Genomic DNA, 16,674 nt, shown 5'->3' on the forward strand with positions numbered 1-16,674 from the left:
CTGGAAAGGCCATATCATCCGTGAATATGCGCCATGACTCCAGCGCCAAAGCGTCGATCTACGCTTTAAATCCTAGATCTAGGGCTCTAAACCGCCTTAAACAGGCGTTTCCACCAATAAAGCATCCACTCGCTGGAAGCCACGAGGCAATTTGTTACCACGGCGACCGCGCTCGCCCTTGTAATGTTCAAGGTCGTCAGGGCGCAGCGACAGGGTGCGTTTACCGGCTTGCAGCACCAGCGTGGAGCCTTCTGGTATGACAGCAATGTCGGTCACGTACTCTTCGCGGCTGGCAACCCGCTCGCCGGGGATACCAATAATCTTGTTGCCCTTGCCTTTACCCAGTTGCGGCAGGTCGCTGATCTTGAACACCAGCAAGCGCCCTTCGGTAGTGACCGACGCCAGCCAGTTGCTCTCGCGGTCGTCCACCGGCCGCGGGAGGATCACCTTGGCGTTGTTCGGCAGGTTCAGCAGGGCCTTGCCCGCCTTGTTCTTGGCCTGCAGGTCTTCACCCTTGACCACAAAACCGTAACCCGCGTCAGACGCAATCACGTATAGCGCATCGTCGTCCGGCAGCAGCACGCACTCGAAATTCGCCCCAGGCGGCGGTGTAAGGCGCCCAGTCAACGGCTCGCCCTGCCCCCGTGCAGATGGCAAGGTGTGGGCCGGCACCGAATAACTGCGCCCGGTGGAATCGATAAACACCGCAAACTGGTTGGAACGCCCGGCCGCAGCGGTCTTGAACCCGTCGCCAGCCTTGTACGACAAACCAGTGGCGTCGATATCATGCCCCTTGGCAGAGCGAACCCAACCCTTTTCCGACAGAACGACGGTGATTTTCTCGTTCGGCAGCAGCTCGGTCTCTGTCAGAGCCTTCGCTTCGGCGCGTTGCACGATCGGCGAACGGCGGTCGTCGCCATAGGTTTCGGCGTCTTTGATCAGCTCGCTGCGCACCAGTTTCTTCAGCTTGGCTTCACTGCCCAGCAGCGCTTGCAGCTTGGCTTGTTCCTTGAGCAGCGCGTCCTGTTCGTCGCGCAGCTTCATTTCCTCCAGTCGCGCCAACTGGCGCAAGCGGGTGTCGAGGATGTAGTCAGCCTGGATTTCGCTCAGTTCGAAACGCGCGATCAACTCGGCTTTCGGGTGCTCGGCGGTGCGGATGATGTGGATCACTTCATCCAAGTTGAGGTAGGCGATCAGCAAGCCGTCCAACAGGTGCAGGCGGCGCTCGACCTTATCCAGGCGGAATTGCAGGCGGCGGCGCACAGTGTTGACGCGGAATTCCAGCCATTCCACCAGCAGATTGCGCAGGTTTTTCAGCTGCGGCTTGCCATCCAGGCCAATGATGTTGACGTTGACCCGATAGCTCGACTCCAGGTCCGTGCTGGCGAACAGGTGCTGCATCAGCACTTCGTGGTCGACCCGGCTGTTGGTCGGGATGATCACGATGCGGCATGGGTTTTCGTGGTCAGACTCGTCACGCAGGTCGGCAACCTGCGGCAGTTTCGACGGTTTCGCCTGCATCAACGCGGCGATCTGCTCCAGCACCTTGGCGCCCGACACCTGGTGCGGCAGCGCGGTGACAATAATGTCGCCGTCTTCAATGTGGTACACGGCGCGCATGCGCACCGAGCCTTTGCCGGTTTCGTACATCTTCAGCAGGTCGGCACGCGGCGTGATGATTTCCGCTTCGGTCGGGTAGTCCGGGCCCTGGATATGCTCGCAGAGCTGCTCGACCGTGGCTTTCGGCTCGTCGAGCAAACGCACGCAGGCCGTGGCAACTTCGCGCAGGTTGTGCGGCGGCACGTCGGTCGCCATGCCGACCGCAATACCGGTGGTGCCGTTGAGCAGGATATTCGGCAAACGTGCCGGCAACACCAGCGGTTCGTCGAGGGTACCGTCAAAGTTCGGCCCCCAGTCCGCAGTGCCCTGGCCCAGCTCGCTGAGCAACACTTGCGAATAACGCGACAGGCGTGCTTCGGTATATCGCATGGCGGCGAAGGACTTAGGATCATCCGGCGCACCCCAGTTACCCTGGCCGTCCACCAGGGTGTAGCGGTAGCTGAACGGCTGGGCCATCAGCACCATGGCTTCGTAGCACGCCGAATCGCCGTGGGGATGGAACTTACCGAGCACGTCACCGACGGTACGCGCCGACTTCTTGTGCTTGGAATCGGCATCCAGGCCCAACTCACTCATGGCGTAGATGATGCGCCGTTGGACGGGCTTCAGGCCGTCGCCGATATGCGGCAAGGCACGGTCCATGATCACGTACATGGAGTAGTTGAGGTAGGCATTTTCGGTGAAGTCAGCCAGCGACCGGCGTTCTACGCCATCTAAGCTGTCTGCGAGGATGTCACTCATGCGGGCCTCATCATTGTCGGGTAAGGCGCAGCGGAACTGCCGCTGCGCCGGGTCAATTCAAAAAAACAGCGTTTCATGGCTGGGCGCTCCAACCACCGGCAGGGGCGGCCAAACGATAGACCACGGGGCGCTTTTCACCATCGGCACGCGGGCCGAAATTGTTGTCGATGCCCAGCCAGGCACCTTCTGCGTCCACCACCAGGGCTTCAGCCAGACCGTAAGGTTGGGGATAACGCCGCTCGGGCGTCAGGGTTTCGTCGGCAAACGACCAGCACCGCTCGACCTTGGCCGTGACCGCATCACGCCGGCAAATCTGGAACGCATTGCGCTCCAGTGTGAACAGCTTGCCGTTGAACAGCGCCAGGTCGGCGAAATCCTTGGACACCGCCTTGGCGTTAGGGAACTGCGCCGGTTGTACTTCCTGGCCGGCCTGGCTCAACAATACACAGGGGCCGTCACAGTCCCATAAGCTTTGCGGACGCTTGATCGAAATCAGGCCGCGCCTTTCACGCTCGGCTGCCAGCCAAATCTGATTGCCCTCGGGATTGATCGCCAACCCCTCGAATAACGCATTAAAGTGCAACAACATGCCGCTGGCTCGCGCTTCACGCACCATGCCCGGCGCGATCTTCAACCACTCAGGCGCGCCCGTCACCGGCACTTGCAGCACCGCCGCATGGGCTTCACTGACAATGTAACGATTACCCACGGCATCGCAGGCAATACCTTCAAAATCCAGGTCGCCGCCACGAATGAACGAGGCGGCCTTGGTGCGCGAACGCAACCCCCACGGCAACCCGGATTCCGGCACCGGTGGCACGTCGATCTTCACAACCTCGGCTTGCCAGGTCGGTGCGCTGATATCCAGGCGGTAGATCTGGTCGTCATCGCGGTCGGAAACTGTCCACAGCTCGTGACCGCAGATGGCCAGGCCCGACAGGTTACCGCCGCGCATGCCGTCCACTGGGTGTTCGGAGAGAAGCTTGAGCTCTGCAACGGGCGCGGCGACCACCTCGGTGGCCGCCAACCCGCTCAACATCAGGATCGCCAGGGCGAAACCTGTGCGCATCAGCCCAGCACCTCGGCCAGGTTGCCTTTGGATTCCAGCCAGGACTTGCGGTCCGGCGCGCGCTTCTTCGCCAGCAGCATGTCCATCATTTCCGACGTGGCGGCGTAGTCTTCCAAGGTCAACTGCACCAGGCGCCGAGTGTTCGGGTCCATGGTGGTTTCGCGCAGTTGCGGTGGGTTCATTTCACCCAGGCCTTTGAATCGCGTGACCTGCGGCTTGCCGCGCTTCTTCTCGGCCACCAGGCGGTCGAGGATGCCATCGCGCTCGGCTTCGTCCAGGGCGTAGTAAATCTCCTTGCCCAAGTCGATACGGTACAGCGGCGGCATGGCGACGTAGACGTGGCCGGCATCCACCAACGGGCGGAAGTGCTGGACGAACAGCGCGCACAACAACGTGGCGATGTGCAAGCCGTCGGAGTCGGCGTCGGCGAGGATGCAGATCTTGCCGTAGCGCAGCTGGCTCATATCGGCCGCGCCCGGGTCGACACCGATGGCCACGGCGATGTTATGCACTTCCTGGCTGGCCAGGACTTCGCTGCCATCGACTTCCCAGGTATTAAGGATCTTGCCGCGCAACGGCAGGATCGCCTGGAACTCCTTGTCCCGCGCTTGCTTGGCGGAACCACCGGCGGAGTCACCTTCCACCAGGAACAGCTCGGAGCGCATCGGGTCCTGCCCCGCGCAATCGGCCAGCTTGCCCGGCAGTGCCGGGCCCGCCGTGACGCGCTTGCGCTCGACCTTTTTACTGGCCTTGAGACGACGGCCGGCGTTGTTGATCGCCAGTTCCGCCAGGGCCAGGCCCAGCTCAGGGTGCTCGTTGAGCCACAGGCTGAATGCGTCCTTGACCACACCGGAGACAAACGCTGCCGCTTCACGGGATGACAGACGCTCTTTGGTCTGGCCGGAGAATTGCGGCTCCTGCATCTTCATCGACAGTACGAACGCAATGCGCTCCCACACGTCTTCCGGCGCCAGCTTCACGCCGCGTGGCAGCAGGCTGCGGTACTCGCAGAACTCGCGCATGGCATCCAGCAGGCCTTGGCGCAAACCGTTGACGTGGGTACCGCCCTGGGCCGTCGGGATCAGGTTGACGTAGCTTTCCTGCACGCTGTCGCCACCTTCCGGCAGCCACAGCAGCGCCCAGTCGACGGCTTCTTTGTTACCGGCCAGGCTGCCGCAGAACGGCTCGTTAGGCAGGCGCTCGAAATCGCTGACGGAATCTTCCAAGTAGGAGCGCAGGCCGTCTTCGTAGTGCCACTCGACCTTCTCGCCGGTGCCTTTGTCTTCAAAGGTCACCAGCAGGCCTGGGCACAGAACAGCCTTGGCTTTAAGTACGTGCTTGAGGCGGCTGATGGAGAACTTCGGCGAATCAAAGTATTTCGGGTCGGGCGCGAAGTACACGCTGGTGCCGGTGTTGCGCTTGCCAACGGTGCCGATCACCTGCAGGTCGGTGGCTTTGTAGCCATCGGCGAAGGTCATCTCGTACTCGTTGCCGTCGCGCTTGACCTTGACCCGGACGTGGTTCGACAGGGCGTTGACCACCGAAATACCCACACCGTGCAGACCACCGGAGAACTGGTAGTTCTTGTTGGAGAACTTGCCGCCAGCATGCAGCTTGGTGAGGATCAGCTCGACGCCCGACACGCCTTCTTCAGGGTGAATGTCCACCGGCATGCCGCGACCATCGTCGGACACTTCCAGGGAGTGGTCAGCGTGGAGAATGACGTGCACCGACTTGGCGTGCCCGGCCAAGGCTTCGTCGACGCTGTTGTCGATGACTTCCTGGGCAAGGTGGTTCGGCCGACTGGTGTCGGTGTACATGCCGGGGCGTTTGCGCACCGGGTCGAGGCCCGAGAGGACTTCGATGGCGTCGGCGTTATAAGAGCTAGCGCTGGGAGTGGCCATGGGGTCTCGTCGTGAGTCGTTCGATTAAAAAATGACCTGCGACTTTACAGTGCTGCAAAGTCGAAGGATTGATACTGATCTGCGCCAATCCCGGCAAAGCTCAGCAACGCCGGTAATTGCTGGGCGAACCCCTGGTAACCATGGTCGCCACCGGCCTGGATGCGCAAGGCACAGGCCCGGTAATACTGTTGGGCGAGGCGATAGTCCAGGGTTTCGTCCCCGGTCTGCAACCACACCTGATAACGCGCGGCGTCCTGGGGCGCCGGGACTTCCAGCTCGGCCAGCGCCGTCACGTGGTCGTGGGTCAGTTCCCAGGTTTCGTCGGTGTAGAGGTTCTTTTGGGTGCCCAAATAACCGTCGAACATCCGATGGGGGCTGACCGCAGGGTTCACCAGCAGCGCCTTGAGGCCATGGCGTTCGGCAAGATGGGTTGCATAGTAGCCGCCGAGTGAGCTGCCGACCAGCAGTGGCCGCCCCAGTTCAGCGATAGCGGTTTCCAACTGGGGAATCGCCTGACGGGGATGGTGATGCAGCGCCGGAACCCGCAACTGGCCGGAAAGGCCGATCGCCTCCATCACGGTGATCAACTGGCTGGCCTTGTTGGACGCCGGCGCGCTATTGAAACCGTGGATATAAAGGATCGAAGCGGACATGCCGGGCTCTCCGTGACGTGGCCAAAGAGGCGCAGTTTACAGGGATCGGGGTGGTGTGTGAGTCCCCTATCGTCCAGCCGCTGCAGAACCAATGTGGGAGCGGGCTTGCTCGCGAAGGCGTTGGGTCAGCAAATACAGATGTCGACTGTTACACCGCATTCGCGAGCAAGCCCGCACACATTTTTGATCAGCGTTTACCGCTTTTAATAGCCGTTGCTGCCGTAGTCCACGGTAAATGCAAAATCCTGGACCCGCTCCACCCCCGTTTCCAACCGTCCGTCGGCATGCAAGCGCAACCAGCGATACCCCGGCGCCTGCTCGCTGACCTTGAAATCCTCGCTGCCCGGCGCGAACTGGATGCAAGTGGACGGCGACGCCAACAGCCGCACGCCGTTGCGATCGCGGTCGATCTCCTGGTGCACATGGCCCCAGAGCACCGCCCGTACCTGTGGAAAACGGTCGAGCACGGCAAATAAAGCATCGGGATTGCGCAGGCCAATGGGCTCCATCCAGGCGCAACCGATAGGCACCGGATGATGGTGAAAGCACACCAGATGATGCCGATTCGGCGCTTCGCTCAGGGCCTGGGCGAGCAATTGCAGTTGCTGGTCTTGCAGATAGCCCGGTACCGAACCGGGTACCGCCGAGTCCAGCAAGGTGACGCGCCAGTTACCGATATCGACCACCGGCTCCAGCAAGTCGCTGTGCATGGCGGCGTCGGCCATGATCTGCGGCTCGTCGTGATTACCGGGAATCCAGCGGGCCGGGGCACCGATGGGCGCGGTCATGGCGCGAAATTGCTGGTACGACTGCAATGTGCCGTCCTGGGACAAATCCCCCGTGGCCAACACCAAATCAATCCGGGGCTGCTGCGTTTGCACCAGCTCGATCACCCGTTGCAGGCTTTCACGGGTATTCATGCCCAGCAGCGTGCCATCGGCCTCGGCAAACAAATGGCTGTCGGACAGTTGCACCAGCAAGGCTGGCGCATCAGGACTCACAGTGGATACGCTCGGCAAGGCGCTCTCCCAAGGCAATCACAGGAATGGACGTTTGGCGTGATTATGCTGGGGCAGGACACAAAGAGGAAACCCATGAAGCGGACGCAGTTCACATCTACCGCACAGCTTCGAACTCATGGCCCAGGGCCAGGCAGTGGCTCAACCATTCACCGAGGAACACATTGAGTTGTGCTTTCTCATCGGGCTGGTGCATGAACACGTTGGGGTAAGGATAGATGCTGCGAAAGCGTCGCGCATGTTCGGCGCTGATCACTTCAGCCATGCGCGCATCATGGTAGACCTGCACTTCCAGTTGCGGCACCGGCAGCCATGGCAGGCTGTGTTCCTGGCGCACGCGCAGGGTGGTGGTGTACGGGCAGTTGACGATGACGTCCAGGGCCAGCACGCCAAGCATCTGGTCGCCATGGGTCACACCGATGCGCCGAGCCGCAGGGGCATGGCGCATGTCGGGGAGCAAGCGCATCAGCCGCGCATAGTTGGCCTCGCAGGCGGCTTGCAGCCCGATCAGGTCGACTCGATAACGTTCCCGTGCCTTTACTGCCATAACCCCCTCACTTCCGCGCGATTAAGCGCAAGCCATTGCAGGGCGATGATGCTGGCTGCGTTGGAAATTTTGCCGTCACGCACCGCTTGCAGGGCATCTTCGAAAGCCCATACGGTGACGCGGATATCTTCAGCTTCTTCTTCCAATCCATGGACGCCACCTACACCGGTGCTGTCGCAACGGCCCAGGTACAAGTGCACATATTCAGTACTGCCGCCGGGCGAAGGGAAATATTGGGTGATCGGCCACAACGCAGAGAACGTCAGCCCAGCTTCCTCTTCGGCTTCGCGGTGTGCAACCTCCTCCGGTTGCTCGTCCTTGTCGATCAGGCCGGCGACCATTTCGATCAGCCAGGGGTTGCCGGTACGGCCCATGGCGCCGACGCGAAACTGTTCGTTCAACACTACTTCATCGCGCTGCGGGTCGTAGGGCAATACGCACACGGCATCATGACGCACAAAGACCTCGCGATTGATCACTCGGCTCATGCCACCATCAAATTTCTCGTGACGCAGCTGCAGGCGGTCGAGCTGGTAGAAGCCCTTGAAAGCATTGTCGCGCTGAACAATTTCAATCTTGCTCGGCGTCGATTTCGCAATGTCCGTCATATCCTTCCTCGTTAGCCTGTGCAATTCGCGCCATCCTAACGCGCTCACGCTGGTTGGTGCAGCCCCTTTCCAGTTGCCGGGATAGACGGCGAGCGTCAAACTCAGGGGGGCGTTCTCAATTAGTTTCCCCGTCGCGGCGGGGAAACTAATTGAGAACGCCCCCTGATCAGCTTAGTGGCGAACTGACTGCCTTGCCGGTAGTCGAAGCTCCACAAATTTCGCTCTTATCGTTAGACGAAGGACATCCATGTCGCTTTTAAAAATCGCCTCCGTGGCCTGCATCGCATTGACCCTGGGTGCCTGCCAAAGCCTGTTCCAACCGAGCTTTAGCACCCCGCTGGAATCCACCCGCGACGCCACCGAGCAGAGCAAGCCGGGCTGCGCCAGCACCGATTGCCCGCTGGTGAATATCGACACCGTGCACTTTGCCAAGGAACCCAAGCTGGACGCTTTGATTGAACAGCGCCTGCTGGAAATGACCCAAACCGACCCGCTGCCGACGAGCCTTGCGACGTACAGCGAGCAGTTCCTGCGCACCGCTGCACCGCGCAATAGCATGTATTTGCAGGCCAAGGTACGGGAGCAGCATGACGGTCTGGTGATCATCGAGCTGTCCAGCTACCTGGATCAGGGTGCTACCCACGGCGAACCAGGCCGTGCGTTCATCAACTATTCGCGCCAGCAGCAAAAGGCGCTGACCCTGACCGACATGCTGTTGCCGGGCAAGGAGGACGCGTTCTGGAAAGCGGCCCAGGTGGCTCACAACAGCTGGCTGATCAGCACCCGCCTGAGCCTGGAGCCGGAGTTTGTGAAAACCTACCCCTTCCAGAAAACCCCGAACGTGGCGCTGACCTATGGTGGCGTGATCCTCAAGTACCCGACCACCACGATCGCCCCCTATGCCCTGGGCCATGTCGAGCTGCAGATCCCCTACTCGCGCCTGGACGGCATCCTCAGGCCTGACCTGGTGCCCGCACGCCGCTGAAGATCCGACTCAGGATCAACTGCAACAGCCCTGCCAGCACCAGTGCCGGCAGAGTCGCGCCGATGTCCGGATACAGATTGGCCAGCAGGTGGTAAGTCGCGATGCCACCCAGCCAAGCCAATAACGCCGGCCAGCGCAGGTTGGCGATTGCGCCCTGGCCACGACGGCGCAGGATGAAGTGATCCACCAGCACCACGCCAAACAGCGGCGCAAACACCGAGCCGATCAATAGCAGGAAATTCTGGTACTGAGCCAACGGTGCAAAGCAGGCGATCAGGGTGCAGATGACGCCAATGGCCAATGCCAGGTGCTCGACCTTCAAGCGCAACAATATCCCGCTGGAGACTGCCGCCGAGTGAATATCGGCAAAGGCGTTTTCCGACTCATCCAACAGAATCAATAAAAGCGGAATGCCCAGGCCCGCCCCGGCCAAGGCCAGCAATAGCGCATTCACTTCACCGCTCGGCGCAAATGCCAGGGTGTACGCCACGCCCAGGCTCATCAGCCATAAATTACCGATAAAGAATCCAAGCGCAGTGCCGCCGAACACGCTTTTTGCGCGTTTGCCGAAGCGTGAGTAATCGGCGATCAGCGGCAGCCACGAGAGTGGCATGGCGATGGCGATATCGAAGCCCACGGCAAACGGCATCGAGCCGTCTCCAGCCTGGGCCCAGAGTGCAGCGAGGTCGGCTTTGGCGAACAGGTTCCAGGTGAGCCACACGCAGGCGGCAAGCAACAGCCAAATGCCCCATTTGCGCAGGATTTGCCGCACAAAAGTCAGTGGGCCGCTGACGGCCAGCAGGGTCGCCAAGCCGCCGAAAAACAGCGTCCATAACAAAGGACTGGCTAGCAGGCTGCCGTCACTGAACGCCCGCGCGCCCAACAGGCTGGCAGCGTCGCGCATCACAATGATTTCAAACGAGCCCCAGCCGATCAGTTGCAGCAGGTTGAGCAGCGCCGGTAGGCTCGCGCCTTTGGTGCCGAGGCTGAGCTTGAGGGCGGCCATGGCGGACAGGCCGGTGTCACTGCCGATCACGCCGACGGCGGCCAGCAACAGCACACCGACCAAAGTGCCAAGGAGGATCGCCACCAAAGAGCCCGACAAGCCCAGGCCAGGCGCGAGCAATGCGCCGGTTTGCAGGACCATCAGGCCGATGCCGAGGGAGAACCAGAGGGAAAAGAGGTCGCGGGCGCCGAAGACGCGCTTGTCAGCGGGGACTGCGATGTCCGGGGAGTAGGTGCTGGGTTGAATGCTCAAGGGGTTATCTCTGAGGGACACTTTGTTGTTTGGGAGATCGCTATCGCGGGCAAGTCGAATCGTCGCACCGCCGCTCCCACACTGGAATGCATTCCAAATGTGGGAGCCGGTCTTGCCCGCGATGGCGGCGGCACAGTCACCGCCGCCTCTGGATCAGACCTTCTTGTACAACTGACTGCCTTCCTGCTTGAACCGCTCCGCCTGCTCCGCCAACCCCTTGGCTACATCGACATCCACCGCTTCAATGCGCTGGTTGGCCGCGTACTCACGCACTTCCTGAGTGATTTTCATCGAGCAGAACTTCGGCCCGCACATCGAGCAGAAATGCGCGACCTTGGCCGAGTCCTTCGGCAGGGTTTCATCGTGATACGAACGCGCGGTGTCCGGGTCCAGGCCGAGGTTGAACTGGTCTTCCCAGCGGAACTCGAAGCGCGCCTTGCTCAAGGCGTTATCGCGGATCTGCGCACCTGGATGGCCTTTGGCGAGGTCAGCCGCGTGCGCAGCGATCTTGTAGGTGATGATCCCGGTCTTCACGTCATCCTTGTTTGGCAACCCCAGATGCTCCTTGGGCGTGACGTAGCAGAGCATCGCGCAACCGAACCAACCGATCATCGCCGCACCGATGCCGGAGGTGATGTGGTCGTAACCCGGCGCGATGTCAGTGGTCAGCGGGCCAAGGGTGTAGAACGGCGCCTCGTCGCAGCACTCGAGCTGCTTGTCCATGTTTTCCTTGATCAACTGCATCGGCACATGGCCAGGGCCTTCGATCATGGTCTGCACGTCGTGCTTCCAGGCGGTCTTGGTCAGTTCGCCAAGGGTTTCCAGCTCGCCGAATTGCGCGGCGTCGTTGGCGTCGGCAATCGAACCGGGGCGCAGGCCATCGCCAAGGGAGAAGCTGACGTCATAGGCCTTCATGATTTCGCAGATTTCGTCGAAATGCGTGTAGGTGAAGTTTTCTTTGTGGTGCGCCAGGCACCACTTGGCCATGATCGAGCCGCCACGGGACACAATGCCGGTGACGCGTTTGGCGGTCAGCGGCACGTAGCGCAGCAACACGCCGGCGTGAATGGTGAAGTAATCGACGCCCTGCTCGGCCTGCTCGATCAGGGTGTCGCGGAACAGCTCCCAGGTCAGGTCTTCGGCGGCGCCGCCGACTTTTTCCAGGGCCTGGTAAATCGGCACGGTGCCGATCGGCACCGGCGAGTTGCGGATGATCCACTCGCGGGTTTCGTGGATGTGCTTGCCGGTGGACAGGTCCATCACGGTGTCCGAGCCCCAGCGAATGCCCCAGGTCAGTTTCGCCACTTCTTCTTCGATGGACGAACCCAGGGCGCTGTTGCCGATGTTGCCGTTGATCTTCACCAGGAAGTTACGACCGATAATCATCGGTTCCAGCTCGGTGTGGTTGATGTTGGCCGGGATAATTGCACGGCCACGGGCGATCTCTTCACGCACGAATTCGGGGGTGATGATCTTCGGCACGCTGGCGCCAAAGCTGTAGCCGGCGTGTTGCTGGTCGAGAAGGCCACTGGCGCGGGCTTCTTCAAGCTTCATGTTTTCGCGGATGGCGACGTATTCCATCTCAGCGGTGATGATGCCTTTGCGCGCGTAGTGCATCTGCGTGACGTTGGCGCCGGCCTTGGCGCGGCGCGGGTTCTTCACGTGGGCGAAGCGCAGCGCGGTCAACTCGGCATCGCTGAGGCGCTGTTGGCCGAAGTGCGAGCTCAGGCCGGGCAGGCGCTCGGTGTCGCCACGCACTTCGATCCACGGCGAACGTACATCGCCCAGGCCTTTGCGCACATCAATGATCACGTTAGGGTCGGTGTAGGGGCCGGAGGTGTCGTAGACGACGACGGGCGCGTTGATTTCACCGCCGAAATCGGTGGGGGTCACGTCCAGGCTGACTTCGCGCATCGGCACGCGGATGTCCGGGCGAGTGCCCTGCACGTAAATTTTTTGCGAGCGGGTAAAAGGTTGCACGGAGCCTGAGTCAACCTTGGCCGATTCACTCAGGTGCACGGTGTTTTTCAGTTTTGTACTTTTTTGTTCTGTGCTCATCACGGGCTCTCCAACTTATCCAGGCGGTGGATTTTTGTCGGAGCGAACCTGTGACGGATGGACGCACTGAAACCAGTGCTGTGCTTGGCGCACGAGGGCTGTTCGATTGTCGAACAACATCCCGGACGAAGCACAAGAGGACTCGCCGGGTGACGAGAAATCTTGTTCCCTACGCAGGCGCTAACCTGATCAGGTTCAACGGGATCCGGTATTTACCGATCTCAGCCTTCCAACAAGGCACCCCGACAAGAACGCGTCCAGTCTAGACCATGCCGTGGGCAAATTGCCAACACCCGAGCATTCAGCGTGATGAATGGCTCTTTTGCAGATTGTTGTGTGGTGAACACGCCACTACACTCGGGAACTGCTCAAGCCCTTGACGCCAGGAATCGGCCGTCTCAGCCTTGAGCGCAAATTACAGCCGTAATATTCAACTCATTATTTTCAACAAAGGATCGCCTCATGCTGCGCAAACTTTCACTGGCGCTTGCCGTGTCTTGTGCGACCAACGGAATGGTCTGGGCAGCAGAAGCGCCCTTGTCTGCCAGAACTGACCTGGTCAGCGTCTACCAGGAAGCGGTGGACAACAACGCCGACCTGGCCGCCGCCCGCGCCCAATACGGCGCGCAAAAAGAGGTGGTGCCCCAGGCACGCGCCGGGCTGCTGCCGAACCTGACCGGTGGTGCCGATATCAATAACGTGCGCACCCAGATCGACACGCCCGCCGCCACCGCCAACCGCGATGCTCACTCCTGGCGCGCAACGTTGAGCCAGCCGCTGTTCCGTGCTGATCGCTGGTTCCAGTTGCAGGCTGCCGAGGCCACCAACGAACAGGCGGCGCTGCAACTGTCGGCCACCGAACAGAACCTGATCCTGCAAAGCGCCGAAAACTACTTCGCCGTGCTGCGCGCCCAGGACAACCTGGCGTCGACCAAAGCCGAAGAAAATGCGTTCAAGCGTCAGTTGGACCAATCCAACGAGCGCTTCGACGTGGGCCTGTCGGACAAGACCGACGTGCTGCAATCCCAGGCCAGCTACGACACCGCCCGCGCCAACCGGATCCTGGCCCAGCGCCAGGTGGAAGACGCGTTTGAAGCGCTGATCACCCTGACCAACCGTCAATACAACTCAATCCAGGGCATTGTCCACACGCTGCCGGTGCTGCCACCGCTGCCGAATGACGCCAAGGCGTGGGTGGAAACCGCCGGCCGCCAGAACCTGAACCTGCTCGCCAGCAACTACGCCGTTACCGCCGCTGAAGAAACCCTCAAGCAGCGTAAGGCAGGGCATGCCCCGACGCTCGATGCTGTTGCGCAATATCAGAAAGGCGATAACGACGCCCTCGGTTTCAGCAACCCGAATGCCTTCGGCACGCCGTATCGGGGTGATGTGGAGCAACGCACCATCGGCCTGCGCCTGAGCATCCCGATCTACAGCGGCGGCCTGACCAGCTCGCAGGTGCGTGAATCCTACTCGCGCCTGGGCCAGACCGAGCAGCAACGCGAAGGCCTGCGCCGCCAGGTGGTGGAAAACACCCGCAATCTGCACCGTGCGGTAAACACCGATGTGGAACAAGTACAGGCGCGCCGCCAGTCGATCATCTCCAACCAGAGCGCGGTGGAAGCCACGGAAATCGGCTATCAGGTGGGTACGCGCAACATCGTCGACGTGCTGGAATCACAGCGCCAGCTCTACGCCTCGGTGCGCAACTACAACAACAGCCGCTACGACTACATTCTCGACAACCTGCGTTTGAAGCAGGCAGCGGGCACCTTGAACCCAGGGGATCTGCAGGACCTGGCGCGCTACCTCAAGGTTGACTACAACCCGGATAAAGACTTCCTGCCACCAGACCTGGCCAAGGCCGCAGCCGAACAGCTCAAGGCCCGCCCGAATAATTAAGCACACCGCATGACCCCTGTGTGAGCTGGCTTGCCTGCGATGCAGACGCCTCGGTACTTCTGGTACACCGAGGCGATGCTATCGCAGCCAAGCCAGCGCCCACGTTTGATTGGTGTTGTCAGCGCGCAAGCAGTTTGTCCAAACCATCCAGCAAACGCTTGAGCGCGCCCTGATTGGCCTGCATCACCTTAAGGCCAGCCTGGGCCATCTTGCGTGCATCCTGCGGTAGCTCGAACAGCTGGCGCACGGCTTCGGCCAGTCCTTGGGCATCATCCACCTCTAGCAACGCCCCGGCTTCCCGCATCATCGCGGTGATTTCGAGGAAGTTGAACACGTGCGGCCCCATGATCACGGGTTTGGCCAACGCTGCCGGCTCCAAAGGGTTGTGCCCACCGGTCGCCACCAGGCTGCCGCCAACAAACGCGCTGTCGGCCAACGCATAGAGAAACAGCAGCTCACCCATGGTATCGCCGAGCAAGACTGACGTTTGCGCGGTAACCGGTTCGCCGCTGGAACGGCGCACGGTAGCAAAGCCTTGCTGCTCGCACAGTTCAAACATCGGACCGAAGCGTTCCTGATGGCGCGGCACCAGAATCAGCAACGCGTTGGGATAGCTGTCGAGCAGCTGGCGATGGGCAGCCAGCACCACGTCATCTTCACCTTCGTGGGTGCTGGCGGCGATCCACACCGGACGCTCGCTGGCGCCCCATTGTCCGCGCAACGCAGCAGCTCGCACCGGCAACTGGGGGTCGATGGTCAGGTCGAATTTGATCGAGCCGGTGACGTCGACGGTTTCCGGACGAGCCCCCAGGCTAAGGAAACGCTGGGCTTCGGTTTGCGTCTGCACGGCGAACAGGCTCAGCTCAGACAGCATCGGCGCCGTCAGCTTGGCGAAGCGCCCGTAACCCTTGGCCGAACGCGCCGACAATCGCGCGTTCGCCAACGCCACCGGGATCCCGCGCTGGGCGCAAGCGTGGATATGGTTGGGCCACAACTCGGTTTCCATGATCACCGCGAGTTTCGGCTGCACACGATCAAGAAAACGCTTGGCCGCGTACGGCAAGTCATACGGCAAGTAGCAGTGCTGAATGCGCGGCTCGTTGGCGAACAGCGCCTGGAGGCGCTCGGAACCGGTGGGCGTCATGCAGGTGACGGTGATTGGCAGCTCTGGATAACGCGCAAGCAACCCCCGAACCATCGGCGCAGCAGCGATGCTTTCGCCCACCGACACCGCATGCACCCAGATCCCGCCCGGTTGCATCACCGGCAAGCCATAGGAAAAGCGCTCGCCGACGCGTTTGGCATAGGCCGGCGCCTTGCGCGCACGCAACCACAGACGTAAAGCCACCAACGGCAGCGCCAGGTAAAACAGACAGCTGTAGAGAGTTCTATTCATGGCGCCGGAGTTTATCGGCTTTTTCAGTCGATCGCCTGCAAGCACTCAGCAAAACGTTTGGCCAGGAAGCGTGCGGCGGGCCCCAAGTGCTCGTCGCGGCGCCACACCAATTCCACCACCAGGGCCGGCGGCGTCCATTCGCTGTCCAATTCGACCATTTGTTGCTGATAAGTCGGGTACTGCACGATATGCCGGGGCAGCCAAGCCCAGCCAAGGCCACTCATCAGCCATTCGGCCAGCACGTAGAAGCTGTCGGCGCGCCACACCAGCGGGCTGGCGGCTTCACTGCCGGGGTAAACGCTGGTCTGGGTCGACATCAGCAGTTGGCGAAATTGCGCCAGGCGCTGGCAATCCACGTACTTTTCCTTGGCCAGCGGGTGATTGACACCGCATACCGTGACCATCTCCACACTGCCGACTACTCGCCGCTCGAGTGCTTCGGGGATCTGGTCGTGATAGAACAACAGGCCCAGGTCCGCCTTGCGCTCCACCAACTTGCGCGCGACATCACCCTGGGCGGCGCTGGACAGTTGCACTTCCAGGAGCGGGTACTGCCCCGCCAGCGCCTCAAGGCTATCGAGGACCGGCTGGAACAACATGGCTTCATCCTGAGCCAGGCGCAAGCAAGCCTCCTCGCCGCGCGTCAATGACAGCGCCCGGCCATTGAGCCGCTCGCATTGGCGCAGCACTTCGCGTGCTTCTTCCAGCAACACGCTGCCGGCTTCAGTCAGCCGCGGTTGGCGGCCACTGCTGCGCTCGAACAGGCTCACGCCCAGGTCCGCCTCCAGCATGGCAATCGCGTTGCTGACTGCCGATTGGGCCTTGCGCTGCTCACGCGCCACCGCCGAAAACGAACGCTGCTCGGCGACGCTGACAAATAGGCGCATCTGCTCCAGATCCCACTGCACGCTCAT

13 protein-coding genes and 1 riboswitch are annotated in these 16,674 nt (G+C 61.2%); of the genes, 2 read left to right on the forward strand and 11 right to left on the reverse strand.

Annotated features, from left to right (window positions below):
- Nucleotides 1–96 precede the first annotated feature (96 nt).
- The 7 genes from parC to AACY44_RS03095 form a co-directional block, all read right to left on the reverse strand.
- Nucleotides 97–2,361, reverse strand: coding sequence for a DNA topoisomerase IV subunit A (parC, locus tag AACY44_RS03065; RefSeq protein ID WP_339415637.1), 2,265 nt, complete (start codon nt 2,359–2,361; stop codon nt 97–99).
- A gap of 73 nt (nt 2,362–2,434) precedes the next feature.
- A complete protein-coding gene (locus AACY44_RS03070) occupies nt 2,435–3,430 on the reverse strand; it encodes an esterase-like activity of phytase family protein (protein WP_339415636.1) in 996 nt (331 codons plus the stop codon).
- Complete coding sequence (gene parE / locus AACY44_RS03075; RefSeq protein WP_339427250.1) at nt 3,430–5,334, reverse strand: DNA topoisomerase IV subunit B; 1,905 nt, start codon at nt 5,332–5,334, stop codon at nt 3,430–3,432. Before parE ends, AACY44_RS03070 begins: the two co-directional genes overlap by 1 nt.
- Before the next feature lie 44 nt (nt 5,335–5,378).
- Nucleotides 5,379–5,987, reverse strand: coding sequence for a YqiA/YcfP family alpha/beta fold hydrolase (locus AACY44_RS03080; protein WP_339415634.1), 609 nt, complete (start codon nt 5,985–5,987; stop codon nt 5,379–5,381).
- Nucleotides 5,988–6,190: 203 nt separating this feature from the next.
- Nucleotides 6,191–7,006 carry a 3',5'-cyclic-AMP phosphodiesterase gene (gene cpdA / locus AACY44_RS03085; protein ID WP_339415633.1) on the reverse strand — a complete coding sequence of 272 codons (816 nt, stop codon included), beginning with the start codon at nt 7,004–7,006 and terminating at the stop codon, nt 6,191–6,193.
- Nucleotides 7,007–7,103: 97 nt separating this feature from the next.
- Nucleotides 7,104–7,553 (reverse strand): DUF1249 domain-containing protein, encoded by a 450-nt coding sequence (locus AACY44_RS03090; protein WP_339415632.1) that lies wholly within the window; start codon nt 7,551–7,553, stop codon nt 7,104–7,106.
- Nucleotides 7,544–8,161 carry an NUDIX domain-containing protein gene (locus tag AACY44_RS03095; protein ID WP_339415631.1) on the reverse strand — a complete coding sequence of 206 codons (618 nt, stop codon included), beginning with the start codon at nt 8,159–8,161 and terminating at the stop codon, nt 7,544–7,546. The genes AACY44_RS03090 and AACY44_RS03095 overlap by 10 nt, the downstream gene beginning before the upstream one ends.
- 247 nt (nt 8,162–8,408) lie before the next feature.
- Between AACY44_RS03095 and AACY44_RS03100 the strand changes: the two genes are divergently transcribed.
- A complete protein-coding gene (locus AACY44_RS03100; protein ID WP_339438044.1) occupies nt 8,409–9,146 on the forward strand; it encodes an RsiV family protein in 738 nt (245 codons plus the stop codon).
- Here AACY44_RS03100 and cytX read toward each other — a convergent pair.
- Together cytX and thiC are read right to left on the reverse strand one after the other, a co-directional pair.
- On the reverse strand, nt 9,115–10,404 hold the full coding sequence (gene cytX / locus AACY44_RS03105) for a putative hydroxymethylpyrimidine transporter CytX (RefSeq protein ID WP_339529777.1): 1,290 nt from the start codon (nt 10,402–10,404) through the stop codon (nt 9,115–9,117). The two genes, AACY44_RS03100 and cytX, sit on opposite strands and share 32 nt — an antisense overlap.
- 153 nt (nt 10,405–10,557) lie before the next feature.
- Nucleotides 10,558–12,462, reverse strand: coding sequence for a phosphomethylpyrimidine synthase ThiC (gene thiC / locus AACY44_RS03110; RefSeq protein WP_339415628.1), 1,905 nt, complete (start codon nt 12,460–12,462; stop codon nt 10,558–10,560).
- 149 nt (nt 12,463–12,611) lie between these two features.
- A riboswitch (TPP riboswitch) is annotated at nt 12,612–12,717 on the reverse strand.
- A gap of 207 nt (nt 12,718–12,924) precedes the next feature.
- On the opposite strand from thiC, the gene AACY44_RS03115 reads away from it, so the two are divergent.
- Nucleotides 12,925–14,364, forward strand: coding sequence for a TolC family outer membrane protein (locus AACY44_RS03115; RefSeq protein WP_339415627.1), 1,440 nt, complete (start codon nt 12,925–12,927; stop codon nt 14,362–14,364).
- A 118-nt stretch (nt 14,365–14,482) separates the two neighbouring features.
- Here the strand turns inward: AACY44_RS03115 and waaA are convergent, their stop codons facing one another.
- Complete coding sequence (waaA, locus tag AACY44_RS03120; protein ID WP_339427251.1) at nt 14,483–15,760, reverse strand: lipid IV(A) 3-deoxy-D-manno-octulosonic acid transferase; 1,278 nt, start codon at nt 15,758–15,760, stop codon at nt 14,483–14,485.
- 23 nt (nt 15,761–15,783) lie between these two features.
- Nucleotides 15,784–16,674, reverse strand: coding sequence for a LysR family transcriptional regulator (locus tag AACY44_RS03125; RefSeq protein WP_065879892.1), 891 nt, complete (start codon nt 16,672–16,674; stop codon nt 15,784–15,786).

Origin of the sequence: Pseudomonas sp. RA_15y_Pfl1_P11 (assembly GCF_963970975.1) — a bacterium.
GTDB lineage: Bacteria > Pseudomonadota > Gammaproteobacteria > Pseudomonadales > Pseudomonadaceae > Aquipseudomonas > Aquipseudomonas tritici.

What these genes read in the sequence shown, in the direction of transcription:
- parC (WP_339415637.1), bottom strand. Translation starts at nt 2,361, where the DNA reads ATGAGTGACATCCTCGCAGACAGCTTAGATGGCGTAGAACGCCGGTCG.
- AACY44_RS03070 (WP_339415636.1), bottom strand. Translation starts at nt 3,430, where the DNA reads ATGCGCACAGGTTTCGCCCTGGCGATCCTGATGTTGAGCGGGTTGGCG.
- parE (WP_339427250.1), bottom strand. Translation starts at nt 5,334, where the DNA reads ATGGCCACTCCCAGCGCTAGCTCTTATAACGCCGACGCCATCGAAGTC.
- AACY44_RS03080 (WP_339415634.1), bottom strand. Translation starts at nt 5,987, where the DNA reads ATGTCCGCTTCGATCCTTTATATCCACGGTTTCAATAGCGCGCCGGCG.
- AACY44_RS03090 (WP_339415632.1), bottom strand. Translation starts at nt 7,553, where the DNA reads ATGGCAGTAAAGGCACGGGAACGTTATCGAGTCGACCTGATCGGGCTG.
- AACY44_RS03095 (WP_339415631.1), bottom strand. Translation starts at nt 8,161, where the DNA reads ATGACGGACATTGCGAAATCGACGCCGAGCAAGATTGAAATTGTTCAG.
- AACY44_RS03100 (WP_339438044.1), top strand. Translation starts at nt 8,409, where the DNA reads ATGTCGCTTTTAAAAATCGCCTCCGTGGCCTGCATCGCATTGACCCTG.
- thiC (WP_339415628.1), bottom strand. Translation starts at nt 12,462, where the DNA reads ATGAGCACAGAACAAAAAAGTACAAAACTGAAAAACACCGTGCACCTG.
- AACY44_RS03115 (WP_339415627.1), top strand. Translation starts at nt 12,925, where the DNA reads ATGCTGCGCAAACTTTCACTGGCGCTTGCCGTGTCTTGTGCGACCAAC.
- waaA (WP_339427251.1), bottom strand. Translation starts at nt 15,760, where the DNA reads ATGAATAGAACTCTCTACAGCTGTCTGTTTTACCTGGCGCTGCCGTTG.
- AACY44_RS03125 (WP_065879892.1), bottom strand. Translation starts at nt 16,674, where the DNA reads ATGAGCGTGCAGTGGGATCTGGAGCAGATGCGCCTATTTGTCAGCGTC.